At 71.2% G+C, this 23,501-nt stretch carries 24 protein-coding genes, 1 tRNA gene, 1 other RNA gene and 1 pseudogene; 10 read left to right on the forward strand and 17 right to left on the reverse strand.

Annotated features, from left to right (window positions below):
- The first annotated feature begins 16 nt into the window (after window positions 1-16).
- Window positions 17-784: a polyphosphate--glucose phosphotransferase gene (ppgK, locus tag VV01_RS09885; RefSeq protein ID WP_050669738.1), complete on the forward strand. Its 768-nt coding sequence runs from the start codon at window positions 17-19 to the stop codon at window positions 782-784.
- A gap of 18 nt (window positions 785-802) precedes the next feature.
- Here the strand turns inward: ppgK and VV01_RS09890 are convergent, their stop codons facing one another.
- Both VV01_RS09890 and VV01_RS23305 read right to left on the reverse strand, forming a co-directional pair.
- Window positions 803-1,951 carry a lipid II:glycine glycyltransferase FemX gene (locus VV01_RS09890; RefSeq protein ID WP_050669739.1) on the reverse strand — a complete coding sequence of 383 codons (1,149 nt, stop codon included), beginning with the start codon at window positions 1,949-1,951 and terminating at the stop codon, window positions 803-805.
- Between the two features lie 42 nt (window positions 1,952-1,993).
- Complete coding sequence (locus VV01_RS23305; RefSeq protein ID WP_157508792.1) at window positions 1,994-2,170, reverse strand: hypothetical protein; 177 nt, start codon at window positions 2,168-2,170, stop codon at window positions 1,994-1,996.
- 94 nt (window positions 2,171-2,264) lie between these two features.
- Between VV01_RS23305 and VV01_RS09895 the strand changes: the two genes are divergently transcribed.
- A complete protein-coding gene (locus VV01_RS09895) occupies window positions 2,265-2,753 on the forward strand; it encodes an SNARE-associated domain-containing protein (protein ID WP_050669740.1) in 489 nt (162 codons plus the stop codon).
- Window positions 2,754-2,756: 3 nt separating this feature from the next.
- Here the strand turns inward: VV01_RS09895 and VV01_RS09900 are convergent, their stop codons facing one another.
- Window positions 2,757-3,410, reverse strand: a complete 654-nt coding sequence (locus tag VV01_RS09900) for an MBL fold metallo-hydrolase (RefSeq protein ID WP_050669741.1) — start codon at window positions 3,408-3,410, stop codon at window positions 2,757-2,759.
- Window positions 3,411-3,468: 58 nt separating this feature from the next.
- Here VV01_RS09900 and VV01_RS09905 point away from each other — a divergent pair, with 58 nt between their 5' ends.
- The gene (locus VV01_RS09905; RefSeq protein WP_197275172.1) at window positions 3,469-4,932 is read left to right on the forward strand and encodes a GuaB1 family IMP dehydrogenase-related protein; all 1,464 of its coding nucleotides are present in this window, start codon (window positions 3,469-3,471) and stop codon (window positions 4,930-4,932) included.
- Here VV01_RS09905 and VV01_RS09910 read toward each other — a convergent pair.
- From VV01_RS09910 to VV01_RS09925, 4 genes are all read right to left on the reverse strand, one after another.
- Window positions 4,896-5,657 carry a PI-PLC domain-containing protein gene (locus VV01_RS09910; protein WP_050669742.1) on the reverse strand — a complete coding sequence of 254 codons (762 nt, stop codon included), beginning with the start codon at window positions 5,655-5,657 and terminating at the stop codon, window positions 4,896-4,898. The two genes, VV01_RS09905 and VV01_RS09910, sit on opposite strands and share 37 nt — an antisense overlap.
- A gap of 19 nt (window positions 5,658-5,676) precedes the next feature.
- Window positions 5,677-6,540 carry a PI-PLC domain-containing protein gene (locus VV01_RS09915; RefSeq protein ID WP_050669743.1) on the reverse strand — a complete coding sequence of 288 codons (864 nt, stop codon included), beginning with the start codon at window positions 6,538-6,540 and terminating at the stop codon, window positions 5,677-5,679.
- Window positions 6,541-6,623: 83 nt separating this feature from the next.
- Window positions 6,624-7,013, reverse strand: a complete 390-nt coding sequence (locus tag VV01_RS24610; protein WP_082221218.1) for a helix-turn-helix domain-containing protein — start codon at window positions 7,011-7,013, stop codon at window positions 6,624-6,626.
- Window positions 7,014-7,086: 73 nt separating this feature from the next.
- A complete protein-coding gene (locus VV01_RS09925; protein ID WP_050669744.1) occupies window positions 7,087-8,292 on the reverse strand; it encodes a thiolase family protein in 1,206 nt (401 codons plus the stop codon).
- A gap of 135 nt (window positions 8,293-8,427) precedes the next feature.
- Between VV01_RS09925 and VV01_RS09930 the strand changes: the two genes are divergently transcribed.
- A complete protein-coding gene (locus tag VV01_RS09930; RefSeq protein WP_050669745.1) occupies window positions 8,428-8,991 on the forward strand; it encodes a TetR/AcrR family transcriptional regulator in 564 nt (187 codons plus the stop codon).
- Here the strand turns inward: VV01_RS09930 and rnpB are convergent.
- An RNA gene (rnpB, locus tag VV01_RS21225) (RNase P RNA component class A) lies at window positions 8,985-9,365 on the reverse strand. The genes VV01_RS09930 and rnpB overlap by 7 nt on opposite strands.
- A 40-nt stretch (window positions 9,366-9,405) precedes the next feature.
- On the opposite strand from rnpB, the pseudogene VV01_RS09935 reads away from it, so the two are divergent.
- Both VV01_RS09935 and VV01_RS09940 read left to right on the forward strand, forming a co-directional pair.
- Window positions 9,406-10,478: pseudogene (locus VV01_RS09935) on the forward strand (PLP-dependent cysteine synthase family protein).
- Between the two features lie 234 nt (window positions 10,479-10,712).
- Window positions 10,713-11,531 carry an alpha/beta fold hydrolase gene (locus VV01_RS09940; protein ID WP_050669746.1) on the forward strand — a complete coding sequence of 273 codons (819 nt, stop codon included), beginning with the start codon at window positions 10,713-10,715 and terminating at the stop codon, window positions 11,529-11,531.
- 3 nt (window positions 11,532-11,534) lie between these two features.
- Here the strand turns inward: VV01_RS09940 and VV01_RS09945 are convergent, their stop codons facing one another.
- Genes VV01_RS09945 through VV01_RS09955 form a run of 3 tightly spaced genes read right to left on the reverse strand, consistent with a single transcriptional unit; the run spans window position 11,535 to window position 14,959 of the window.
- Complete coding sequence (locus VV01_RS09945) at window positions 11,535-12,971, reverse strand: RNB domain-containing ribonuclease (RefSeq protein WP_050669747.1); 1,437 nt, start codon at window positions 12,969-12,971, stop codon at window positions 11,535-11,537.
- 58 nt (window positions 12,972-13,029) lie between these two features.
- Window positions 13,030-13,695, reverse strand: a complete 666-nt coding sequence (locus VV01_RS09950) for a response regulator (RefSeq protein ID WP_050669748.1) — start codon at window positions 13,693-13,695, stop codon at window positions 13,030-13,032.
- Between the two features lie 4 nt (window positions 13,696-13,699).
- A complete protein-coding gene (locus tag VV01_RS09955) occupies window positions 13,700-14,959 on the reverse strand; it encodes a sensor histidine kinase (RefSeq protein ID WP_157508793.1) in 1,260 nt (419 codons plus the stop codon).
- A gap of 165 nt (window positions 14,960-15,124) precedes the next feature.
- On the opposite strand from VV01_RS09955, the gene VV01_RS09960 reads away from it, so the two are divergent.
- The 4 genes from VV01_RS09960 (at window position 15,125) to VV01_RS09975 (ending at window position 18,940) form a co-directional block, all read left to right on the forward strand.
- Window positions 15,125-15,799 carry a phospholipase A2 gene (locus VV01_RS09960; RefSeq protein ID WP_050669749.1) on the forward strand — a complete coding sequence of 225 codons (675 nt, stop codon included), beginning with the start codon at window positions 15,125-15,127 and terminating at the stop codon, window positions 15,797-15,799.
- Window positions 15,796-17,031: an alpha/beta-hydrolase family protein gene (locus VV01_RS09965; RefSeq protein ID WP_050669750.1), complete on the forward strand. Its 1,236-nt coding sequence runs from the start codon at window positions 15,796-15,798 to the stop codon at window positions 17,029-17,031. Before VV01_RS09960 ends, VV01_RS09965 begins: the two co-directional genes overlap by 4 nt.
- A gap of 63 nt (window positions 17,032-17,094) precedes the next feature.
- Window positions 17,095-17,841 (forward strand): YaaA family protein, encoded by a 747-nt coding sequence (locus tag VV01_RS09970; protein WP_050669751.1) that lies wholly within the window; start codon window positions 17,095-17,097, stop codon window positions 17,839-17,841.
- 4 nt (window positions 17,842-17,845) lie between these two features.
- Window positions 17,846-18,940 (forward strand): SLC13 family permease, encoded by a 1,095-nt coding sequence (locus VV01_RS09975; protein WP_082220921.1) that lies wholly within the window; start codon window positions 17,846-17,848, stop codon window positions 18,938-18,940.
- Between the two features lies 1 nt (window position 18,941).
- Here VV01_RS09975 and VV01_RS09980 read toward each other — a convergent pair whose 3' ends face one another.
- The 6 genes from VV01_RS09980 to VV01_RS10005 form a co-directional block, all read right to left on the reverse strand.
- Entirely contained in the window at window positions 18,942-20,129 is a 1,188-nt protein-coding gene (locus VV01_RS09980) for an O-succinylhomoserine sulfhydrylase (RefSeq protein WP_050669752.1), read from the reverse strand.
- A complete protein-coding gene (locus tag VV01_RS09985) occupies window positions 20,126-20,536 on the reverse strand; it encodes a rhodanese-like domain-containing protein (protein WP_050671848.1) in 411 nt (136 codons plus the stop codon). The genes VV01_RS09980 and VV01_RS09985 overlap by 4 nt, the downstream gene beginning before the upstream one ends.
- Before the next feature lie 61 nt (window positions 20,537-20,597).
- Window positions 20,598-21,770, reverse strand: coding sequence for a bifunctional RNase H/acid phosphatase (locus tag VV01_RS09990; protein WP_071606345.1), 1,173 nt, complete (start codon window positions 21,768-21,770; stop codon window positions 20,598-20,600).
- Complete coding sequence (locus VV01_RS09995) at window positions 21,767-22,477, reverse strand: zinc ribbon domain-containing protein (protein WP_231635202.1); 711 nt, start codon at window positions 22,475-22,477, stop codon at window positions 21,767-21,769. The genes VV01_RS09990 and VV01_RS09995 overlap by 4 nt, the downstream gene beginning before the upstream one ends.
- A gap of 26 nt (window positions 22,478-22,503) precedes the next feature.
- Window positions 22,504-23,370 (reverse strand): Nif3-like dinuclear metal center hexameric protein, encoded by an 867-nt coding sequence (locus VV01_RS10000; protein ID WP_071606346.1) that lies wholly within the window; start codon window positions 23,368-23,370, stop codon window positions 22,504-22,506.
- A gap of 47 nt (window positions 23,371-23,417) precedes the next feature.
- Window positions 23,418-23,490, reverse strand: a tRNA-Val gene (locus VV01_RS10005).
- Window positions 23,491-23,501 lie beyond the last annotated feature (11 nt).

A 23,501-nucleotide genomic window follows, 5' to 3' on the forward strand; every position in this document is an offset into this window, starting at 1 on the left:
CGAAGGAGCTCCATCGATGTCGAAGTCCAAGCAGCACCCGCTCGGGATCGATGTCGGCGGGTCCGGCATCAAGGGCGCGCCCGTCGACCTCAAGAAGGGTGAGTTCGCCGCCAAGCGCAAGCGCATCGACACCCCTGAGAAGTCGACGCCCGAGGCGGTTGCCGACGTGATCGCCGAGATCGTCGACCACTTCGAGGACCAGATCGGTGACGAGCCGATCGGTGTGACCGTGCCGGCCGTGGTCCAGCACGGCGTCGTGCGTACTGCTGCCAACATCGACAAGTCCTGGATCGACAGCAAGGCCGAGAAGCTGCTCGAGAAGCGCCTCGGCCGCGACATCACGCTGCTCAACGACGCCGACGCGGCCGGCCTCGGCGAGCTCTACTACGGCGCTGCCGCCGGCGCGAAAGGCCTCGTCGTCCTCACGACGCTGGGCACCGGCATCGGCTCGGCCATCCTCAACAACGGCAGGCTCGTGCCCAACTCCGAGCTCGGCCACCTCGAGCTCGACGGTCACGACGCCGAGACCCGAGCCGCCTCCAGCATCAAGGACAAGGAAGGCCTGTCCTACGCCGAGTGGGCCGAGCGGCTGCAGCGCTACTACAGCCACCTGGAGTCGCTGCTGTGGCCGGACCTGATCGTGGTCGGCGGCGGCGTCTCCAAGGACGCCGAGGAGTTCCTGCCGCTGCTCGACCTACGCACCAAGATCGTGCCGGCTCAGCTCAAGAACGCCGCAGGCATCATCGGCGCCGCGCGCCGGGCGCACGACGACGTCCAGGGCTGACTCGGGCGAGGTCCGTGCTCAGCCGGCGGTGGTCGTACGCCGGTCGCTCACCTTGGCGCGGACCTCACCCGCCGCACCGCGGGGGTCGCGCAGGGCCTTCTTGACCGCGGGCACCCCGCGCTTGAGACCTGAGCGCACCACGGGGAGCGCCTTGGCGAACGCCGGGTAGAGCGGCGACAACGGCTTGTCCCAGGTGCCGACGAGCAGGTCCTCGTGCTTGGCGAACTGGCGCTTGAAGTCGGAGATGCCGTCGTTGAGCAGTCCGTTGAAGTCGTAGCGCTGCACGCCCTGGGCCTTGACGTGCTTCATCGCGTGGAACTTCAGGCCGTAGTTGAGGCGCAGCTTCATACCGCGTGGGCTGACCCCGCCGTACAGCTCGAACGCGGTCGTGCCGGACACGACGAGCCAGACGAAGGCGACCGGCTCGTCCCCCTCCCAGGCGGCGAGCAGCTGCGACTGCGGACCCATGAGGTCGCGGATGCCGAGGTGGTAGTCGTCGTCGTGGACGGCGAAGTCGGCGCGACGGCCGGTCTCCTTGTTGATCTCCAGGATCGTGCGCAGGTCCGCCTCGTCGGTGACCTCGCCGAAGCGGACGTTGTCGGCGCGGAAGGACTTGCGGACGTTCTGGCGGGTCGAGGAGCTGAGCTCCTTGAGGATCGTGTCCTCGTCGTGGGTGACGTCGACGATCAGCGTCGTCGGGATGAGCCCGGTGTTGTCGCTGCGGGTGAAGCCGGCGGCCTCGACATCACGCAGCCACTGCGGCTGGGGTGCAGCGCGACCGGCAGCGATCGCCGCGTCGACCTCGCCCTTGGGCAGCGGTGAGAACGGCTCCTCCCAGTCGGGCTCGATGGTGAGCCCCACCGGCTTGTGCGTGCGCTTGACGTGGTCGGCGAGCGCCGTCAGGACAGCGCCCCGGTGCTCGGGCTGCGCCTGCGGCCCGCGCGGGATGTAGGCGAGCGAGCGGAACGGTGCCGGGAGGCGGCGCAGGAGCACCTGCGCCGAGCCCACGACCTGGTCGCCGTCGCGGACGACGAGGCGGTCGGCGGACCACTCGTAGCGTGACTTCAGCTCGCCCCAGCCCCACAGCTGAAGGGGGTGGCCGCCGGCGGCGTTGACGAGGTCGTCCCAGTCGTTGCGGTCATGGCACGAGGAGACGGAAAGGCTCATGGCTCAAGGCTATCCAGCCCCGGTCGCTGCACGTGGCACCGGTCAGCGGGCGCGCGCGGCGGCCTTGACCTTGCCCGGCACCTTGCCCGCGAGGCGGTACTCACGACGGCTGAGGCGTTCGGCGTACCCGGCCTTGGCGAGGCGGTTGAGCACGACGGGACACTTCTTGCAGCGCGGCTTGTCCTTGCAGCACTTCTTCTTCGCGGTCACCATCGGCACGCGGGAACCATAGGTGAGCCTTACCTGTTATGCAAGCACGTCTCAGGCGTGTGCGATCCTCCCCGGGGACCACCCTCGCCCGAGAGGAGCGCACGTGCGAGACCTGCTGGAGTGGATCGACGACCAGCCGTTCGGGCTGCTCGTCGCACTGCTGTTCTGCTGGATCTTCGTGCGCGCCAACACGATCTACGCCGTGGGCCGCGCCGCGACCTCGGGTCGCCTCGGCGCGCGTGTCACGGCCGTCACGCAGCGCCCTGGCATGCAGCGCGCTCAGGCCGGGTTCAACCGCGTCGGCCTGGCCATCGTGCCGGTGTCGTTCCTGATGGCGGGCCTGACGTTCGCCACCCAGCTGACCGCAGGCGTCATGCGTCTGCCCTGGCCGCGCTACCTGCTCGCCATGATCCCGGGATGCATCGCATGGTCGGTGCTGACGGCGACCGTCGGAACCCTAGCGCTGGGTGCGGTGCTGCGCCTGTGGGACGCGCCGCTCGGGGTCCGGATCGCGGTGGCGACCGTGGTCGCCGCCGCGATCGCGGCCTACGTCGTACGCCGCCGCCGGGCCCCGAGCGAGCCGGCAGGCTGACCCTCAGAGCTGCTGTGGGCCCGCTTTCGCCAGGTCGGTGACCTGCACGCCGCCGTCGAGCCCGAAGTCACCGATGTGCTTGAGGTACATCGCGCGTGCCGGTGGCTTCAGCAGCGCGTCATGGATCGGGATGACTCCCTGCGTCGGCGCGATCCGACGGACGAACGCGATCGTCTCCTTGACCGCGCACCAGGGTGCGTTGACCGGCACGGCGAGATGGTCGACCTCGCCCGGCTCGGCGTCGAGCGCGTCGCCGGGGTGGAACAGCGTGGGCTCCCCCGGGGCGCGCACGACCAGACCCAGGTTGTCGATGCGCTCGAGGTACTCGTGGATGACGGCGTGCTGCGCCCCGACGGGCGTCACGACCGCGCGCCCGACCTCGACCGGCTCACCCGCCACGGTGTCGCGGGCGTCGTGGCCGCGCTCGCGCAGCTGCTGCGCCGTGACGGGCTCGGCGTACACCGACGCGTCGGGGTTGCGCTCGGCCAGTGCGGCGAACCCCTCGACGTCGATGTGATCGGCGTGCTGGTGGGTGACGCAGACGGCGTCGACCCCCTCGACACCCGTCGTGTCCGAGAACGTGCCGGGGTCGATGAGGATCCGCGCGCCGCCTGACTCGACGAGCAGGCAGGAGTGGCCGAGATGCGTGACGATCATGCTGGCCACGTTACGACCGGACGCGACGTCGGCACAGGTCCGGCTCTCCTACGATGTGATGGTGAAGTTCTTGGGAGTCCAGCAGCCGGCGTACGACCTCACCTACAGCGACGTGTTCATGGTGCCCTCGCGCTCGGCGGTGACCAGCCGCCTCGACGTCGACCTCACGACGCCCGACGGTGCGGGTACGACGATCCCGCTCGTGGTCGCCAACATGACCGCGATCTCCGGCCGTCGTATGGCCGAGACGGTCGCCCGACGCGGAGGGCTCGCCGTCCTGCCGCAGGACATCCCGGTGCACGCGGTCCAGGAGACGATCTCCTACCTCAAGCAGCGGCACACGGTCTTCGAGACCCCGGTGACGGTGTCGCCCGACGCGCCCGTGTCGCAGGTGCTCGCTCTCATCGGCAAGCGCGCCCACCGTCAGGCCGTCGTCGTCGACGACCAGGAGCAGCCGCTCGGCATCGTCACCGAGAAGCACTGCCTCGAGGTCGACCGCTTCGCGACCGTGGGCGACGTCATGTCCACCGACCTGCTGACCGTCGACGCGGGAGCCGACCTCGGCGAGACGTTCGACCGGATGACCCACCAGCATCTCGACCTCGCGCCGGTGGTCGACGGTGGACGCCTCGCCGGCGTCATCACGCGCACCGGGATCCTGCGCTCGGCGATCTACTCCCCCGCGGTCGACGCCGACGGCCGTCTGCGTCTCGGCGTCGCGATCGGCATCAACGGCGACGTGCAGGCCAAGGCCGAGACGATGCTGTCGTCGGGCGCCGACGTGCTCGTCGTCGACACCGCACACGGCCACCAGGACAAGATGTTCGACGCCCTCAAGCTCGTCACCCAGGCCCGTGACGCCCACGCGAGCGCCGGCGGTGCACGCATCCCCGTCGTCGCCGGCAACGTCGTCACCGCCGACGGTGCGCGCGAGCTCGCCGAGGCCGGCGCCGACATCATCAAGGTCGGCGTCGGCCCGGGCGCGATGTGCACGACCCGCATGATGACCGGCGTGGGTCGGCCGCAGTTCTCCGCAGTGCTCGAATGTGCTTCTGCCGCACAGGATCTCGGCGCCGAGATCTGGGCTGATGGTGGCGTGAAGTACCCCCGCGACGTCGCGCTCGCCCTCGCTGCCGGCGCCGGAAGCGTCATGATCGGCTCGTGGTTCGCCGGCACCTGGGAGAGCCCGGGCGACCTCAACCGCGACCACGACGGCCGGCTCTACAAGGAGTCGTTCGGCATGGCGTCGGCGCGCGCTGTCCGCAACCGCACGGCGGGCCGCAGCGCCTACGACCGCGCGCGCTCGGCGCTGTTCGAGGAGGGCATCTCCTCCTCCAAGATGTACCTCGACCCCCAGCGACCCGGCGTCGAGGACCTCATCGACATGATCATCGCCGGCGTGCGCTCCAGCTTCACCTACGCCGGTGCCCGCTCGATCCCCGAGTTCCGCGAGCGCGCCACGGTGGGCGTGCAGAGCGCCAGCGGCTACGACGAGGGTCGCCCGCGCGAGACGTCCTGGTGACCCGCGTCGCGCTCGCGCAGCACCTGCGCGAGCGCGGCGGGATGGTCGGTCGTGATGACGTCCACCCCGGCGTCGAGCAGTGTGCGCCACAGGCGCGTGCGGTGCCACGGGGTCCACTCGGGCAGGCTCCAGAACCTCAGCCGTAGTCCCGCCTCGTGCGTCTCGGACACGAGCTCGGCCAGACGGGCGCGGTCGCGTCGCAGGATCGGCCCGAACCCTCTCCACCAGAAGTGGTCACGCCATGAGGCGCTCACCAGCGGCATCCAGTCCGCGACGGCGCGCTCGGGCACGTTGCCGAGCCGGCCGTCGTACGTCAGCAGCACCGAGTCCGCTTGCATCGCAACGCGATTGGCGAGTGTGCCCGACAGCACGACCGTGACCGGACGGCGTACGACGGTGCCCCCGCTCGCGTGGGTGAGCACGTCGTCGTACGCCGCGAGCAGCGACTGGATCACCGGCAGTGACGCCTCGGGCTCGGACTTCACGTCGAGCACGAGGTAGAGGTCGGGCAGCTCGTCGCGCCGCTGCCGCAACGGGTCGAGGTAGACCGCCTCGAACGACTGCGACTCATCAGGTCGGTCGTGCCCGATGAGCACCCGGTCGTCGACGACCCACACATCGGGCTCGATCCACGCGCAGCCGTGCTCGAGCGCGTCGAGCAGGGGCCGGTCGCGGTCCTCGTCGTTGTGTGACCACGAGGCGGTCCACGGCTGCCGGCGACTCATGCCGGCAGCCTGTCAGACCTCATCGAGCCGTGTCGTGCTCCAGCAGGAACGCCTGCAGCGCGGCCAGGTCGTCGGTGTTGAGCACGTCGACGTCGGCGGCGAGCAGCTCGGTCCAGATCGCCTCGCGAGCCGGCCCAGGCAGGTCGGGCGTCGCCCAGTAACGCACCTCGTAGCCGTCCGCGTGCAGTGTCGCCACCTGCTCGTGGAGCTTGTCCCGCTGCGTCTGCGGCATCGGCCCGATGCCCACCCAGGTGAAGTGGTTGAACCAGTTGTCGCTCACGAGCGGCAGCTGCTCGGCGGTCGCACCCTCGGGCAGCCTGTCGATGCGACCGTCGAAGCCGAACCAGCGTCGCTCGTCGTCGGAGGCGGTGATGTTGGCGAGGTTGCCGGACAGCACGGCGGTGACCGGTCGCTGCCGACGTCGGCCGTGCAGCCAGGACGTCATCAGCTCGGGGTACGCCGCGAGCTGGGCCTGCAGCACCGGGTACGCCGCCGGACCGTCGGACTTCACGTCGACCAGGAGGCGCAGCGCGTCCTTCCAGCCCGGGAAGACCGAGTGACCCTGCTGACGCACGATGCGCTGCAACGGGTCGAGGTAGTGGCTGCGCAGCGTGCGCGTGAGGTCCGGGCCGTCATGGCCGAGGTAGAGCTCGCCGTCGACGAGCCACACGTCGGCCTCGACCGAGGTGAACCCGTGCGAGAGCGCGTCGAGCAACGGGCGGGTGTGCTCGTAGTCGTTGTGCGCGTGCGCCCGGCGCAACGGCTGCGGCCCGGACGGGCGACGGGTCGTCGTCCCTGCATCGGCTCGGGCGGACAGGGCGAGCGGCGCGGCCAGGCCGAGGGCGCCGGCCACGAGGACGTTGCGGCGAGAGATCGCTGACATGCGCCCACTGTGTCGGTGGCCGGGCCGCGCGTGGGCGTCCGGCGGGCGACGAATCGGCGAAGGACGGTCGTACGACGAGTGGCTCAGGCCGCGAGCAGCACGGCCTCATGCCCGGTGCCGGCGGGGGTCACGGCCGTGCTGCGCAGCGGCGTGACCGGCTCGACCGCGGACGTGAGCTCACGGTGGGCGGCGCCCACGAGGTCGGCGACCCCGGCGCCGAGCGCGCCGCACAACGCCTCGAGCACCTCGGACGACGGCTCCTTGAGCCCCCGCTCGACCTCGGACAGATAGGGCATCGACACGCCCGCCTCGTCGGCGACGTCCGCGAGGGTGCGGCCCTGGTCGTGACGGGCCTTGCGCAGCAGCCCGCCGTAGACCTCGCGCAGCAGCGGGGCCGGCGGCGTACGACGCTGGGCGCCCTCCTGCGCCGGGCGCAGCGTGCGGACCGGAGCGAGGTGACGTCGCGGGCTCATGGTTCGAGGGTAGGCCGATGAGCGGGCGCGTGCGCGGTCATCGCGTCCGCGGTCAGCGAACACGCCGACCCGATCAGAGCCGCTCGATGATCGCGGCGTTCGCGGTGCCGCCGGCCTCGCACATGGTCTGCAGTCCGTAGCGGCCGCCCGTGCGCTCGAGGACGCCGAGCAGCGTGGTCGCGAGGCGGGCTCCGCTGGCCCCGAGCGGGTGGCCGATCGCGATCGCGCCGCCGTGCACGTTGACCTTGGCGTGGTCGGCGCCGGTCTCGGCCTCCCAGGCGAGCACGACGGGCGAGAAGGCCTCGTTGACCTCGAAGGCGTCGATGTCGGCGATGGTCAGGCCCGCGCGCTTCAGCACCTTGGCCGTCGCCGGGATGATGCCGGTCAGCATCATGATCGGGTCGTCGGCCGCGACCGTCGCGGTGTGGATGCGCGCGCGGGGCGTCCAGCCGTGAGCAGCCGCCACCTCGCTGCTGGTGACGAGCACAGCCGCCGAGCCGTCGTTGACAGGGCTCGAGCTGCCGGCCGTCACCTTCCAGTCGATGTCACCGAACCGGTCGGTCCAGTGCTGGTCGGCGAACGGTGTACGCAGCCCTGCGAGCCCCTCCATCGACGTGGTCGGACGGATCGTCTCGTCCGTGTCGAGCTGGCGCACCGTCCCGTCGGAGGCGGTGACCTTGAGCGGGGCCACCTCTGCGTCGAACCACCTGTTCTTCCACGCCTGCGCCGCGCGCTGATGACTGGTGAGCGCGAACTCGTCGAGCTGCTCGCGGGTGAGTCCCCACTGGCGCGCGATGAGCTCGGCACTCACCCCCTGAGGAATCAGTCCACCCGGGTAGCGCGCCGCCACCGACGGACCGGCGAAGTCGCGGGGCACCCCGTCGACGAGGGCAGCGCTGCCGATCGGGACCCGGCTCATCGACTCGACGCCGGAGGCGATCGCGATGTCGTACGCCCCTGCGATCACTCCCTGCGCGGCAAAGCTGAGCGCCTGCTGGCTCGACCCGCACTGCCGGTCGACCGTGGTCGCGGGTACCGACTCGGGGAAGCCCGCGGCGAGCACGGCCATCCGGGTGGTGTTGGTGCTCTGCTCCCCCACCTGCGCGACCGTGCCACCGATCACGTCGTCGATCTCGGCCGGGTCGAGACCGGTGCGCTCCGCGAGCGATCGCAGCACGTGCGCGTGCAGCTCGACCGGGTGCACCTCGCTGTACGCACCCCCTGGCTTGCCCTTGCCCAATGGTGTCCGAACGGCATCGACGATGACTGCGTCGCGCATGGCGGTGCTCCTCCTGGATCGATACGGACCGCTCGGTCCGTTACACCTCATGATGCATCGCGAGCCTGTGCCGTGCAACGTTTCGGACCGAGTGGTCCGTTAGAGTAGGACGAGAGCCGATGAGAGGTGAGTCCTATGCCACGCCAGGCAGATCCGACGACACGCGACCGCATCCTGCGGACGTCGACCCGGCTGTTCTACCGCGAGGGTGTGCAGGCCGTCGGGATGGCCCGCATCATCGACGAGGCGGGGTGCGGCAAGAACGCGCTCTACCGTCACTTCCCCAGCAAGAGCGACCTGGTGACCGCCTACCTCGACGAGTTCGCAATCGCGCGCGACGAGGCCGCCAGCGCGGCGCTCGACGGCGTCGACGACCCGGCGCAGGCCCTGATCACGCTGACGCGCCAGATCGCAGCCGACGCGTCGCACCGTTCGTTCCGCGGCTGCGCGATCCGCAACTACCTGCGCGAGACGCCACCGGCGGACGACACGGCCGCCCGCCGCGCCCGTACCTGCGTACGACGGTGGCGTCGCCGCATCGACCACCTCGTCGGCGAGCTCGGCGTGGCCGACCCGAAGACCCTCGCCGACCGCATCTGGCTGATCCACGAGGGCCTGTACGCCGACGGCCGCCGCTCGGCGACGGTGGCCGTCGACCTCGTCGAGGAGCTGATCACCTCGGCCAAGAAAGTGGGATGAGTCGGCCGATACGCCGGGTTCTGTTCCGCCGCACCGTTGCCAGCGCGGCGGCGACGACCATCCATCTACGACGACTGTTGCCAGCCGCCTCCAGCGGTCTACCCGCATGCTCGGGCGGGCCGCCCTCGGACGCATGCTGTCCGACCTTGCTCCAGGTGGGGTTTACCGAGCCGCTCCAGTCACCTGGAGCGCTGGTGGTCTCTTACACCACCGTTTCACCCTTACCGACCGGCTCGCACCGGTCGGCGGTCTGTTCTCTGTGGCACTGTCCCGCGGGTCGCCCCGGATGGCCGTTAACCATCACCTTGCCCTGTGGAGCCCGGACGTTCCTCGGCGTCAGGCGAACCTGACGACGCGGCCGTCTGGCCGACTCATCCACTAGGACATGCTAGTGCCGTGGAGCCAGTACGCGATATCGCCTCGAGCAGCTGCCCGGACCGAGCCTGGATCGACCATGCCGTACGCCGGCTGCTCGCCGACGCCAACCGCAGCGCCGACACCCACCTGATCCAGGTCCCGCTGCCCGACGGTGGGACGTCGACCTCTACCTCAAGGACGAGTCCACCCACCCGACCGGCAGCCTCAAGCACCGCCTCGCCCGGTCGCTGTTCCTCTACGCGATCTGCAACGGCTGGATCGGCCCACGCACCACGGTGATCGAGGCCTCCTCGGGTTCGACCGCGATCTCCGAGGCGTTCTTCGCCCGCATGATCGGGCTGCGGTTCGTCGCGGTCATGGCGCGCTCCACGAGCCCCGACAAGGTCGCGCTCATCGAGCGCGAGGGCGGCATCTGTCACCTCGTCGACGACCCGGCCTCGGTGTACGACGTCGCCCGCTCGCTCGCCGCAGACTGCGACGGCCACTACATGGACCAGTTCACCTATGCCGAGCGTGCGACCGACTGGCGCGGCAACAACAACATCACCGAGTCGGTGTTCGAGCAGATGGCGCTCGAACGACACCCCGTCCCGAACTGGATCGTCGTCGGTGCCGGCACCGGAGGCACGTCGGCGACGATCGGCCGCTATACGCGTTACCGCGGCTTGTCGTCCCGCCTCGCCGTGGTCGATCCTGAGGGGTCGGCGTTCCTCAACAGCTATGCGGGAGAGGGAGATTCGGGCACCGGATCCCGGATCGAGGGCATCGGCCGGCCGCGTGTCGAGCCGAGCTTCAACCCGCTCGTCGTCGACAGGATGCTCGGCGTCCCTGATGCGGCGTCGATCGCTGCGATGCGGTTCCTGCGCGAGCGCACCGGCCTGCGGGCGGGCGCCTCGACCGGCACCAACCTCTACGGCGCCCTCAAGCTCGCGTGCGAGATGCGGGCAGCCGGCGAGGCGGGCAGCATCGTGGCGCTGCTGTGCGACCACGCCGAACGGTACAAGCAGACCTACGACGACGACAGCTGGCTCGCCGAGCGCGGACTCGAGCTGTCGGCGTACGACGCCGTGCTCAGCCGCGCCTGGGATGACGGCGTCTGGACGGGCTGACTCGGAATCAACGGCACGCGCTTCCAGATCGAGACCGACGCCTGCTGGATACCCAGTCCGGCCGGTGACTGTGCACTGGTTCGTGTGGCGAACCAGTGCACGGTCGTCGTCCAACCCTCCCCTCGACCGCAACGGCCGGTGCCCGCGCGTCCGGGCAGAACCGGCAATCATGTTGCCGCCGAGGGCGGGCCCTGGTGGACTTCGTCCAGCACCGACCGAACTCAAGGAGACCGAGTGCCCCTGACTGCCACCGGCATCGCGTACGACCACGAGCCCGCTCGTGACCCCAGCTCACCTCGCGTGGTCTTCATCCACGCCGGCATCGCTGACCGCCGCGTGTGGGACCCGCAGATCGACGCCCTGCGTGGCGAGTACGACCTGACCCGCCTCGACCTGCGCGGCTTCGGAGAGAGCGCCACCGCGCCGACCCGGCCGTTCCGGCACGACCAGGACGTCGCCGCCACGCTCAAGGAGCTCGAACTCGAGGGCGTCCACCTGGTCGGCTCGTCGTACGGCGCCGGCGTGGCGGTCGAGACGGCGCTGCTGCACGGCGACCTGGTCGCCTCGCTCGTGCTCGCTCCCCCGGGCGGCAGCCTGCTCGCATCACTCACCGACACACTGTCGGCGTTCTTCGCCGAGGAGGAGCGCGCACTCGACGCCGGCGACCTCGACCGCGCCGTCGAGGCCAACGTCGACGCCTGGGTGATCGGCACCGGACGGACCGCGGACGACGTCACCCCGGGCGTCGCCGATGCCGTACGCACGATGCAGCGCCGCACGTTCGAGCTGGGTCAGCAGCTCGGTGACATCGACGCCGACGAGGTCGACCCGCCCGCGCTCGAACGGCTGGAAGCGATCACGGCCCCGACGCTGCTCGTCGTCGGCGGGCACGACATGGACACGTCGATCGATGCCGCCGAGCACGTCGAGTCGGGACTGCGCGACGTCACCCGGCACGACTGGCCGGACGTCGCGCACCTGCCCTCACTGGAGCAGCCCGAGAGGTTCACCGAGCTGCTCCGCGCGTGGATCGCGGAGCGCGAGCAGGCCTGAGCCTCAGACGATCTCGAGCACGACCTTGCGCGTCGAGATGTCGGCGCTGACGACCTTGACCTGGACGTCAGCGCCGAGCTCGGCCGCGCCGTCGCAGGAGCCGACGACCGCGAAGTCCTTGAGCTGGACGAGCACGCCCTTGTCGCGCTTCTCGACCGCGGACGCTGCCAGCGACTCACCGATGTGGCTGGCCAGCACGGCAGCCTCCGCTGCGTCGGCACACGCACGCTCGACCTTGCCTGCCAGCTCGTCGGTCGACCTCATGATGTCGGGCAACGTCGGCAGCGCCTGCCGCACCCAGTCGGGCACCTGCTCGCCCCGGCTGAGTGCCTCACAGATCGTGAGACCGAACCGGTCGACCAGACGCCGCAGCGGCGCGGTCACGTGGGCGTACGGCGCCGCGACCGCCGCCTGCTCGGGCTGGTCGGGCACATCACCGTCGAACGGTGTGTAGCCGGCGCCCCTGAACAACGACGTCGCCGCGTGGATCAGCGCCAGGTGCTTGGGGTCGGAGCGGTCGAGCGTGCGCAGGAACTCGCCGTAGGGCTGCTCGGCCGGCCACGGCACACCGAGCGCGGCGGCCTGACGGTGGAACCGCTGCAGAGCCTCCTGGTCGGCCGCCGGCATGGTGCGCAGGATGCCGATCTGCGCGTGCAGCATCATCTCGGCCGCGACCATGCCGGTCAGCAACGAGATCTGAGCGTTCCAGTCCTCGCTCGCAAGGACCGGACGGAAGGACAGCGTGTAGGTGTCGCCCTCGCGGGAGATCTCCTGCTCGGGCATCGGCAGGCTCGCGCCGCCGCGCTCGCGCTCGAGCGCGATGCGCCGCTCGCCGACCTCCTTCAGCAGCGCGACGCGCTCGTCGGCGGTGCCTCCGTCGATCGCCTGCTGGACCTGGTCGTAGTCGAACCGGTCCTGGCTGCGCACCTGCGCGCGGTAGACCTCGGCCGACTGGGTCTCACCGCGGGCGTCGAGCGTGATGTCCCAGACGAACGCCGGTCGGACCTCGCCCGGGAGCAGGCTCGCAGCGCCCTCGCTGAGCACCTCCGGGTGCAGCGGGATGCGCACGTCGGGCAGGTAGAGCGTCTGGCCGCGCTTGCGGGTCTCGGCGTCCAGAGCACCGCCCGGCCGGACGAACGAGGGGACGTCGGCGATGGCGTAGCGCAGGCGGAACCCGTCGCCGGCCCGCTCCAGGTGGATGGCCTGGTCGAGGTCCTTGGACTCCGGCGGGTCGACCGTGAAGAACGGGACCGCGGTCTCGTCGCGCTCAGGCAGCTGCGCCGACTCGGCGGCCTGCTGAGCCTCGGCTGCGGCGTCATCCGGGTAGGACGTCGGCAGCTCGAGCTCGGTGCGGACCGCCTGGAACGCCTGCTCCAGCGGGCCGGCGTCGGCACCGGCGTCGGGGTCGGCCTGAGGGGCAACGATCTGTCGCTTCGGCATGGGCCTCACCTTATGCACCTCGGCCCGCCGCGGTGGGCAAGCGCGGAACCGCGTGTGCTCATGAGCCGGGTACGACGACGCCGTGCTCGTACGCGAAGACCACGGCCTGCGCCCGGTCGCGCAGGCTCAGCTTGGCGAGCACCCGCGACACGTGGGTCTTGACCGTCTGCTCAGCCACGAAGAGCCGGGCCGCGATCTCGGCGTTGGACAGGCCGGCCGCGACCAGCTCGAGCACCTCACGCTCGCGCGTGGTGAGCCCGTCGAGCAGTCGTGAGTGCTTGGGCACGGCGCTGCGCCGTTGGGTGGCCTCGGCGATGAGGCGCTTGGTGATGCTCGGTGCGAGCAGCGAGTCGCCCTGGGACACCACCCGCACGGCGCGCGCGAGCTCGTCGGCCGGGGCGTCCTTGAGCATGAATCCACTCGCCCCGATGCGCAGCGCCTCGTAGACGTACTCGTCGATGTCGAACGTCGTCAGCATCAGGACCTTCGGGCGCGTCGGGCTCGGCGAGGACATGATCGTCGCCGTCGCCTCGAGGCCGTTGACCTCGGGCATGCGCACGTCCATCAGGACGACGTCGGGCGTCAGCCGCGCGACCTCCCGCACCGCCTGCGCTCCGTCGGGCGCCTCGCCGATGACGCTGATGTCGGGCTGAGACCCGAGCAGCGCACCGATCCCCTGTCGCACCATTGCCTGGTCGTCCACGATGACCACCGTGATCGTCATGGACTCAACCTAGGCCCGTGAGCTGCGGTCGGCCCTCCAGGGGCACACTCGCGTGCACGACGAACCCGCCGTCCTGGGACGGTGCCGCGTAGAACGTGCCACCGACGGCCTCCGCCCGGGCTCGCATGCCCGAGATGCCGTTGCCCCCACCGCGATCGGCGGTGATGACGTCCTCGGCACGGGTCGGCGGACCGTTGCGGACGGCGAGCTCGGCGTGAGATCCGCTGCGCGCCAGCGTGACCTCGACCGGCGCACCCGGTGCGTGCCGGCTCGCGTTGGCGAGCGACTCCTGCAGGATGCGGTGCAGGACGAGCGCCGTACCCGTCGGGCACTCCTCCGGACGGATGTCGAGCCGCCACGACACGTCGACCCCGGCAGCGCGCGTCCCCTCGAGCAACGCCGGCATCTGGGCGATCCCCGGCTGCGGAGCGGTCTCACCCGCGTTGTTCTCCTGGCGCAGCACACCCAGCACACCGCGTACCTCGTTGAGGGCCTGCCGCGCGGCCGACTCGATGCCGGCGAACTCCTCGCGCGCCTGCGGTGAGACGTCGTCGAGCCGGTACGGCGCACTCTGCGCCTGCACCACGACCATCGACATGTGGTGCGCGACGCCGTCGTGCAGCTCGCGGGCGATGCGGCTGCGCTCCTCGACCACGGCGCGCCGCGCACGCTCGACCTCGGTGGCCTCGGACTGCTCGGCCAGCTGGCGACGGGACAGCACCAGCCACCGGATCAGCAGCCCGAACGCGACCGTCAGCACCGCGCCGATGGCCCATGGCTTGAGCTCGTCCGGCATCGCGACCAGGAACAGCACGACGCTGCCGAGCGTCACCAGGCCCACCTCGACCGGGGCGGCGAGCATCGCTGCGACCAGGATCGTCAGCAGCAGGATCAAGAAGTGCGTCACCGGCCACGGCATCGGGGCGACGGGCAGCGGGTCGAACAGCACCCACCAGACCACGGCACCGGCCGCGCTCGCCGCCCATGCGTAGAACGGCCACCTGCGCAGCATCACGATCGGCAGCACCTGCATGACACCGAGCACGGGCCACAACGAGGCCGGGACGTCGTGCGACTCGCCCGTCGTCGGCCAGGCGATGGAGAGCATGATCGCCGCGAGCAGTGCTGCGGGAAGGTCGGGGTGCAGCTGGCTGAGGCGGGTCAGCAGACGTAGACCGCGACCCATCCCCTTGGTGGCGGACCACGAGCCGCGCGCGACGGCGCGAGTGGCCGCCACCGGACGTGGACGCGGAAGTCTGGGCATGCCGTTCAGGCTACGGACGGGAGGCGCGCCACGCGTCGTACGCCGGAGCCGACCGGTGTCACTCCCGAGTACTACGTCGCAGGCGACTGCTGCGCCGGACGCGTACGCACAGATGGCTCCTCGTGGCGACGCCGGTGTGGACCGGACGTTCCTACGTTCGCCGCCATGACGACGACCACCGCACGACGACTCACCACGATGCTGCTGCTCAGCGGTGCCGCCTGGGCCGCGCTCAGCAGTCTCGACGAGCCTGCTCCCGGACCGGTCGACGCCGGGTCGGAGAAGGCCGTCACTGCCCTGGTCGACCAGCCCGGTTCCCATGCGCTGCAGGCGATCCCGGCGTCGTTCGAGCGCGTCGAGGGGTATCGGCCGCAGATCGAGGACGGCATGCTCCTCAAGCCCATGGGCAGCTGCTCAGGGCCGGTGCCATTGCCCCGCGCGTTCGACGACGCGTGCAAGCAGCACGACCTGGGCTACGACCTGCTGCGCCATGCGCACAAGACCGACCGCACGCTCCCGGCCAGTGCGCGTCGCTCGATCGACGACCAGTTCGAGCGGTCGATGCGCGCGACGTGCGAGGAGCGGTCCAACGCCGTGTCGCGGGGCGTCTGCGACGGACTCGCCCAGGCTGCGGTCACCTCGGTGCGCATCAACTCCTGGCGCCAGCACGGGTCGACACCCGGCCATGAGAGCGCGTTGTCGATCGCAGCGGGAGGCGCCGCCGTGATCACTCTCGGCGCGGGCTTCGGACTGGCCGGGATCGGACTGCGTACGACCGCTCGCAGGGTCCGCCGGGAGTGGTCCGGTGCTCCCGCGAACGTCACGGCGGTGCAGTCATGAGCGCCGCCCTGACGACGTCCGGCGCCATGGCCGAGCGCCGCACCGCCGACCCCCGACTCCCCCGCGCCTCGAGCGCCGTCGCAGCAGTGGTCGCGATCGCGCTGTCGCTGTTCCCGTCGTACCTGCCTCACTCCCCGATCGTGCAAGGCGTGGTGACCGCGCTCTTCGTGCTGCTGGCCGTCGGACTGGTCCGGCGCCTCCACCGCACGAGGCGGCTGTCGGGGCGTGCCCATCACGCGGTTCTGCTCGCGTGCGGCGCCGGCCTCATCGGCACGGTGCTGTGGGCCGATCGCACGCAGGACACGATGCGCACCGACATCGGTATGGCGCCGCTCGACGCGGCCGACTGGGCGGGCACCGTCGCCACCGCGAGCGCACTCGTCCTGCTGCTCCGCGGCGTACGCGGGGTGTGGCGGCGCCGTCGCCTGCTCGGCAAGCCGCTCGTCGCCGTCGGGCTCGCGGCCTCGGTGCTGATGCCGGCGTCTCCGGTGCACGGTGCGTCGACCGGTGACGCCGACGGCCAGCTGTTGTCGTCGGCAGCCTCTCCGGTCGGTGCCGTCCGGTCGTACGCCGACATGGTCGACGGGGAGGGCGTGCGGGCGCGGGCCGAGCGCGCGGCCGACCAGCTCGTCCGCGGCGGTGGGCTGCAGCGCGACCGTGTCGTCATCATGATCCCGACCGGGTCCGGCTGGGTCGACCCCAACGCCGTCACGGGACTGGAGAACCGGTTCGGCCGAGACGTCGCCATGGTCGGCATGCAGTACGCCGACACGCCGAGCTGGTGGGCCTACCTCACCGACCAGGACGGCGCCGCGCGAGGTGCCAGGGCCTTGTTCGACGCGGTCGCCCGACGTGTCGACACCGTCCCGGCCGACCGGCGCCCGCAGCTGCACGTCTACGGCGAGAGCCTCGGGGCCACCGCGGGTCAGGACATCTTCACCGGACCGGGAGGCCAGGACGCAGCACGCCGGGTCTGCTCGGTGCTCTGGGTCGGTACGCCGGGCGGCGAGCGCGCGGGGCTGCCCCGTGAGGCGTCCGTCGCCAACGACGACGACCCCGTCGTGCACGCGGCGCCGAGCACGCTGTTCCGCTCCCCTGACGACGGCCGCCCGTGGCTGCCGGTCGTGAGCCTCGTGCAGACCGGTGTCGACTACCTCGGATCTCTCGCGGTGCCCACCGGTGCAGGACACCGTTACGGCCCCGAGCAGGCCGACGCGCTGCCGATCTGCTGACCGGGCGCCGCCGGGGGCCGGGCGGGTTCGGTGGACCCCACCCGGCCGCCGTACCCTCAGCGGGTGCTCATCCTGCTGCCGCCGTCCGAGACCAAGCACGAGCGTCGCCGGGGCAAGCCGCTCGACCTGGAGGGCCTGTCCTTCCCCGAGCTGACGAGCACTCGGGTGATGGTCGCCAAGGCGCTGGCCGAGGTCAGTCACCGCGACGACGCGGCGGCCGCCCTCGGGGTCAGCCCCAACCTGGCCGACGACATCGCGCGCAACACCCGCCTCGAAACCGCGCCCGCCCTCCCGGCGCAGGACCTCTACACCGGGGTCCTCTACGACGCGCTCGACCTCGGGTCGCTCGACACGGCGGCACTGCGCCGCGCGCGTCGTTGGGTGGTCGTCGTCTCTGCGCTCTACGGCGCGCTGAGGCCCAAGGACAAGGTCGCGCCGTACAGGCTGTCGATGAGCGTCAACCTCGACGGTGTCGGTCCGGTCGCCGCCACGTGGCGCGACGAGCTCGACCCGGTGCTGACCGCAGCAGCCGGGCGAGGTGTCGTCGTCGACTGCCGTTCGAGCACGTACGTCGCCGCGTGGACACCCCGTGGCGACGTCGCCCGCAGGTGGGTGCAGGTCCGTGTGCCGGGTGCGACCCACATGGCCAAGCACACGCGTGGCCTGCTCACCCGCCACCTGTGCGTCGCCGGCGTCGACGCTCGCACACCGCAGGCGCTGGAAAAGGTTGCGGCACAGGCGTTCTCGACACAGCTGACTCCCCCTGAGCGCGAGGGCCGCCCCTGGGTGCTCGACGTGATCGCGCCATGAACCCGTGAGCCTCGCCGACCTCACCGATCTGGCCGAGCACGTGCTGCCGGTCATGGTCTTCCTGGTGATGATCACCGTCGTCGCTGAGATCGCCGACATCGCAGGCGTTTTCGACGTCGCCGGCCACTGGGCGGCGCGCGCTGGTCACCATCGCACGTGGCAGCTGTGGCTGCTCATCGCCGCACTGTCGACCGTGTGCACGGTGGTGCTGAGCCTCGACACGACCGCGGTGCTGCTCACCCCCGTCGTGATCGCCGTGGCCCGCCAGGTCGGCGTACGACCCCTGCCGTTCGCGCTCACCACCCTGTGGCTCGCCAACACGGCTTCGTTGCTGCTGCCGGTCTCCAACCTCACCAATCTGCTTGCGCTGCACCGCTTCTCAGAGCTCGGCCTCGACCTGTCCGACTACGTGGCGCTCACCCGGAAGCCCGCGCTGGCAGCCGTTCTCGCAACGCTCGCGGTCATCGCTGTCCTGCACTGGCGGGACCTGCGCGGTTCGTACGCAATCGAGCCGCCTGCGGATCCCCACGACCGACCCTTGCTGATCGCCGCCGCCTGTGTGTGCGTGGCTCTGGGACCGGCGTTCGTCCTGCTCCCGACGCCAGCGGTGCCGGCCACGATCGCCGCGGCCGTCCTGCTGACCGGCCTTGCCGTCCGTCAGCGGCACCGGGTGCGGGAGGTGGCCGTGCCCTGGGGAATGGTCCTCGCGGTCACGGCCCTGCTGGTGCTGGTCGAGGTCGCCGCCCAGCACGGACTGCACCGGCACCTCGCGGGGCTCGTCGGCAGCGGCACCGATGCGGGTGCGCTGTGGCAGGTGAGCGCCGTCGGTGCTGCGACGGCCAACGTGACCAACAACCTGCCCGCCTACCTCGCCCTCGAACGCCTCACCGACCAGGACCCGCAGCGGCTGGTGGCTCTGCTGATCGGCACCAACCTCGGCCCGCTGATCACCGTATGGGGATCGCTCGCGACCCTGCTGTGGCGTGAGCGGTGCCGGCGCTCGGGCCTCACGATCGCCCTGGCGCCGCTGGCCGCACGGAGCGCGGTGTGCGCGGTGGTCGTGGTGGCCGCCGCGACCACCGCGCTCACCGTCCTCTGAGTCAGCCCAGCTGGTCGAGAGCGGCGAGCAGATCGAGCGCGAGGTCCTCGGCGTCCTCGAGCCCGACCGAGACACGCAGGACGCCGTCGGTGATGCCGACCGCGCGGCGCGCCTCCTCGCCCATCCGGCGATGCGTCGTCGTCGCCGGGTGGGTGATCATCGACTTCGCGTCGCCCAGGTTGTTGGAGATGTCGATGACACCGAGGGCGTTCATGACGGTGAACGCCTCCTGCTTGCCGCCCGCCAGCTCGAACGTCACGACCGTGCCGCCGCCTGACATCTGCTTGCGGGCGAGCTCGTACTGCGGGTGGGACTCCAGGAACGGGTACCAGACCTTCGCCACCCGCGGGTGGTCGGCGAGCGCCTGCGCCAGCCGCAACGCCGAGCTCGCCTGGTGCTCGACCCGCAGCCGCATCGTCTCCAGGCCCTTGACCAGGACCCAGGCGTTGAACGCCGACATCGACGGCCCGGTGTGCCGGATGAGGTTCTGGACCGGACCTTCGATGTAGTCCTTGGGGCCGAGGATCGCGCCGCCGAGCACGCGTCCCTGACCGTCGATGTGCTTGGTCGCGCTGTAGACCACGATGTCGGCGCCGTGCTCCAGCGGCCGAGAGAACACCGGTGTCCCGAACACGTTGTCGACGACGACCTGGGCGCCGGCGGCATGGGCGAGCTCGCACACGGCGTCCATGTCGACGAGCTCCTGCATCGGGTTGCTCGGCGTCTCGAAGAACACAGCCGTGGTCGGCTCGGCGAGCGCGGCACGCCACTGCTCGAGGTCGGCACCGTCGACGAACACGGTCTCGACGCCCCAGCGCGGCAGGATCTCGTCGAGGATCACGAAGCAGGAGCCGAACAGCCCCCGCGACGCGACGACCCGGTCGCCCTTTCCGAGCAGAGCCGCGAGCGCGGTGAAGACCGCGGACATCCCGGACGCGGTGGCGTAGCACGCCTCGGCCCCCTCGAGCAGCCGCAGCCGCTCCTCCAGGACCGCGACCGTCGGGTTGCCGTAGCGGCTGTAGACGAACCGGTCGACCTCACCGGTGAACGCCGCCTCGGCGTCCTCAGCGCTGTCGTAGACGAAGCCCGAGGTCAGGTAGAGCGCCTCGGAGGTCTCCTCGAATCCGCTGCGGGCGAGACCACCGCGGACGGCGAGCGTGTCGGGCCGCAGCCCGTCGGCGCCGCTCATCCCTGCCGCCACGGCAGCCCTGCCACCTTCCAGCCGGCCACGCTGCGGTGACCGTCGTCGTCGAGCCCGCCCTCGAAGCCGTCGAGGACGTTGTACGCCTGGGTGAACCCCGCAGCGGTGACCGCCTCGGCCGCGGCCACCGAGCGCACGCCCGAACGGCACAGGAAGTACGTCGGCCCGTCGCCGATGCCGGCGGCGCGCACCTCGTCGACGAACGTCTCGTTGCGAGAGCCGTCAGGGAAGCGCTGCCACTCGACGCACACGACCTGCTGGTCGGCGGACGTCAGGTCGGGCACGCCGACGTAGGCCCACTCCGCCTGCGTACGGACATCGACGAGGCGCGCGGACGGATCGGTCCGCAACGCCTCGAACGCCTCTTCAGGAGACACGTCACCCGCGTAAGTCATACGCGTCAGCGTGGCACAGCCGTCCACGGACCGGGACGTGAGTCCCGGTCCTCGGACGAGCTCAGTCGCGCAGGTGGTGGGTGTCGTTGACGAACGCGATCTGCACGTTGCCGTCACGCCACAGCTCGATGCCGGTGACCGACGCAGGTGCGGCGGCGAGCTGCCAGGCGCGCTCACGGGTCAGCCCGAGCACCGATGCCAGGACCGCCATCACGGGCATCCGGTGGGTCACGACGACGACGGTGCCGCCCGGCCCCGCTGCCCGCACCGCCCGTTGCATGGCCTGCTCGACCCGAGCGGCCATCTCGGTGTGGCTCTCCCCGCCCTCGACCGCGAAGGACTCATCGACGCGCAGGCGACCGAGCTCGTCACGGTGATCGGCGGCGAGATCGGCGAACGTGCGCCCGTCCCACGCACCGAACGACTGCTCGTCCCAGTCTCGGTCGACCACCGCGCGCATGCCGAGGGCCTCGGCGATCGGGGCGCCGGTCTGCTGTGCGCGAGCCAGCGAGGAGGTCACCACCGTCACCGCCCCGGTGTCGGCGAGCCGAGCGGCGAGTGCCTGCGCCACGCGCTGCGCCTGGTCACGACCGCGGGCGTTGAGCGACGGGTCGGCACCCCCGCGACCGTCGAGGCGACCCTCGACCGTGAAGTCGGTGACGCCGTGCCGCACGAGCAGGATGCGCGTGGGGTTGCCGGTGTCGGGTGGTGCGGCCGGCTCCTCGTCGGTCGAGAGCATCTGCTCCTGCGCGACCTCAGCACCGCCGTCGCCGGAGGTCTCACGCCACGGGTCGCGTTCGATGGTGCGCCCGTCCATGCCGTCGTTGGACAGCTTGTCGGCCGCCTTGTTGGCCTCGCGCGGGATCCAGGTCCAGGTGACGTCTCCCCCGGACTCGACCAGGCGGCGTACGACGTCCTGGGCCTGGAGCGCGAGGCGCTTCATGTCGGGGTGCTTGATCTTCCAGCGACCGGCCATCTGCTCGATGACCAGCTTGGAGTCCATCCGGACCTCGACCTGCGCACCGGCGTCGATGGCCTCGGCGGCGAGCAGCCCGGCGACCAGCCCGGAGTACTCGGCGACGTTGTTGCTCTCCTTGCCCAGCGGTGCGGCACGCTCGGCGAGGACCTCGTCCGTACGCCGGTCACGCACCAGCGCGCCGTAGCCGGCGACGCCGGGGTTGCCGCGTGAGCCGCCGTCGGCCTCGACGATCAGGCGACGGGACTCGCCCGTCACAGGCCGGACTCGGCCGTACGGACCAGGATCCGACGGCACTCCTCACAGCGCACGACCTCGTCCTCCGCCGCGGAGCGGATGCGCGCGAGGTCACCGGCGTTGAGCTCCAGCTGGCACCCGCCACAACGGCGCTGCACCAGCGGGGCCGCCGCGAGCCCGCCCTGCTGCTCGCGGATCTTGTCGTAGAGCGCGAGCAGGTCGTCACCGATGCCCGGTGCGATCTGGGCGCGCTGCGCCTCGACCTGCTCACGCTCCTTGTCGATCTCGCGCGACGCGCGGTCGTGCTCGTCCTCCAGGCGCGAGAGCTGCTCGTCGAGCTCGGTGCGCCGACGCTCCTTCTCGACGAGGTCCGCGCGCAGGGTCTCGGCCCGCTCCATCACCGCGAGCTCGACGTCCTCGAGCTCGGCCTGACGACGGGCGAGCGTCTGCTGCTCGTGCTGCATCGCCTGCAGCTCCTTGGCGCTGCCCTGGCCGGCCTCCAGCCGCGAGCTGTTGCGCGCGGCGCGGTCGCGCACCAGCTGGACGTCCTGGTCGGCCTTGGTGATCTCGCGCTCGACGTCGTCGACCGCAGTGCGGGCGAGGACCAGGTCCTCGTCGGCACGGGTGGACCGGGTCTGCGCGGCGCTCAGCTCCTGCAGCACCGGCAGGGTGCGCAGCTTGTGGTCGAGCTGCGACAGCCGGGTGTCGAGCTTTTGCAGGTCGAGCAACCGCCACTGGCGGTTCAGGTCGGCTTTCAGCGGGGGCCTCCAAGTCGTTGTGCCGGGTCGCCGGACGGGACCAGGAAGTCCCAGGGATCGGTGCGCAGCGTGGACACGTGAAGGTCAACGCTATCTGCCCGCGCACCGAGCGCGGCACGGATCCGGTCGGCCGCACCCTGCAGCCACAGCGACTCGGTGGCCCAGTGGCCGGCATCGATGAGGTACGGAGGGCCGCCACGAGCCTCCTCGCGCGCCTCCAGCGCCGGGTGGTGACGCAGGTCGGCGGTGACGTAGACGTCGGCCCCGCTGGCGCGTACGTCGTCGAACGCGTCGTCACCGGCGCCACCGAGCACGGCGACGCGCCGCACGTCGCCGTCCGCCCGACCGCTGACCCGTACGCCGACGGGTGCGGGGGGCAGGGCCTCGGCCAGCATCCGCGCGAACGCCTCGAGCGACATCGGCTCCGGCAGGTCGCCCACGAGGCCGAGCGACTGACCGTCGCGCTCGGCGAGCGGGACGGTCTCCTCCAGGCCCGCCGCCTGCGCCAGAGCGTCGTTGACGCCCGGGCGCGCGACGTCGGCGTTGGTGTGGGCGACGTAGAGCGCGAGGTCGGCGACCACGAGCGCGGTGACGCTCGCGCCCTTGGCGGACGTCGTCGCGACCGAGTGCACCCCGCGCAGCAGCAACGGATGGTGCGTGATGAGCAGGTCGGCACCGGCGTCGCGCGCCTCCTCGATGACCGCCAGCGTCGGGTCGACGGCCAGGTGGATGCGCTGCACGGGCTGATCGGGGTCACCCGACACCAGCCCGACCTGGTCCCACGACTGGGCCGTGCCGGGCGGGTAGAGACCGTCCAGGACGGCGATCAGATCGGCGAGGCTGGGGGCTTCGGAGTCGGTCACGGTCAGCTCCTCCGGCCGTTCGAGGTCACGGCGTGATGATGCAGAAGTGGGCCCGGCCGGGTTCGAACCGACGACACCCGCGGTGTAAACGCGGTGCTCTACCAGCTGAGCTACAGGCCCCATCCGCGCAC

The organism is Luteipulveratus halotolerans (genome assembly GCF_001247745.1).
Classification (GTDB): domain Bacteria; phylum Actinomycetota; class Actinomycetes; order Actinomycetales; family Dermatophilaceae; genus Luteipulveratus; species Luteipulveratus halotolerans.

What these genes read in the sequence shown, in the direction of transcription:
- VV01_RS09890 (WP_050669739.1), bottom strand. Translation starts at nt 1,951, where the DNA reads ATGAGCCTTTCCGTCTCCTCGTGCCATGACCGCAACGACTGGGACGAC.
- VV01_RS09910 (WP_050669742.1), bottom strand. Translation starts at nt 5,657, where the DNA reads ATGAGTCGCCGGCAGCCGTGGACCGCCTCGTGGTCACACAACGACGAG.
- VV01_RS09945 (WP_050669747.1), bottom strand. Translation starts at nt 12,971, where the DNA reads ATGCCGAAGCGACAGATCGTTGCCCCTCAGGCCGACCCCGACGCCGGT.
- VV01_RS09950 (WP_050669748.1), bottom strand. Translation starts at nt 13,695, where the DNA reads ATGACGATCACGGTGGTCATCGTGGACGACCAGGCAATGGTGCGACAG.
- ppgK (WP_050669738.1), top strand. Translation starts at nt 17, where the DNA reads ATGTCGAAGTCCAAGCAGCACCCGCTCGGGATCGATGTCGGCGGGTCC.
- VV01_RS09960 (WP_050669749.1), top strand. Translation starts at nt 15,125, where the DNA reads ATGACGACGACCACCGCACGACGACTCACCACGATGCTGCTGCTCAGC.
- VV01_RS09985 (WP_050671848.1), bottom strand. Translation starts at nt 20,536, where the DNA reads ATGACTTACGCGGGTGACGTGTCTCCTGAAGAGGCGTTCGAGGCGTTG.
- VV01_RS09905 (WP_197275172.1), top strand. Translation starts at nt 3,469, where the DNA reads ATGGTGAAGTTCTTGGGAGTCCAGCAGCCGGCGTACGACCTCACCTAC.
- VV01_RS09925 (WP_050669744.1), bottom strand. Translation starts at nt 8,292, where the DNA reads ATGCGCGACGCAGTCATCGTCGATGCCGTTCGGACACCATTGGGCAAG.
- VV01_RS09930 (WP_050669745.1), top strand. Translation starts at nt 8,428, where the DNA reads ATGCCACGCCAGGCAGATCCGACGACACGCGACCGCATCCTGCGGACG.
- VV01_RS09980 (WP_050669752.1), bottom strand. Translation starts at nt 20,129, where the DNA reads ATGAGCGGCGCCGACGGGCTGCGGCCCGACACGCTCGCCGTCCGCGGT.
- VV01_RS09965 (WP_050669750.1), top strand. Translation starts at nt 15,796, where the DNA reads ATGAGCGCCGCCCTGACGACGTCCGGCGCCATGGCCGAGCGCCGCACC.
- VV01_RS09955 (WP_157508793.1), bottom strand. Translation starts at nt 14,959, where the DNA reads ATGCCCAGACTTCCGCGTCCACGTCCGGTGGCGGCCACTCGCGCCGTC.
- VV01_RS24610 (WP_082221218.1), bottom strand. Translation starts at nt 7,013, where the DNA reads ATGAGCCCGCGACGTCACCTCGCTCCGGTCCGCACGCTGCGCCCGGCG.
- VV01_RS09900 (WP_050669741.1), bottom strand. Translation starts at nt 3,410, where the DNA reads ATGATCGTCACGCATCTCGGCCACTCCTGCCTGCTCGTCGAGTCAGGC.
- VV01_RS09915 (WP_050669743.1), bottom strand. Translation starts at nt 6,540, where the DNA reads ATGTCAGCGATCTCTCGCCGCAACGTCCTCGTGGCCGGCGCCCTCGGC.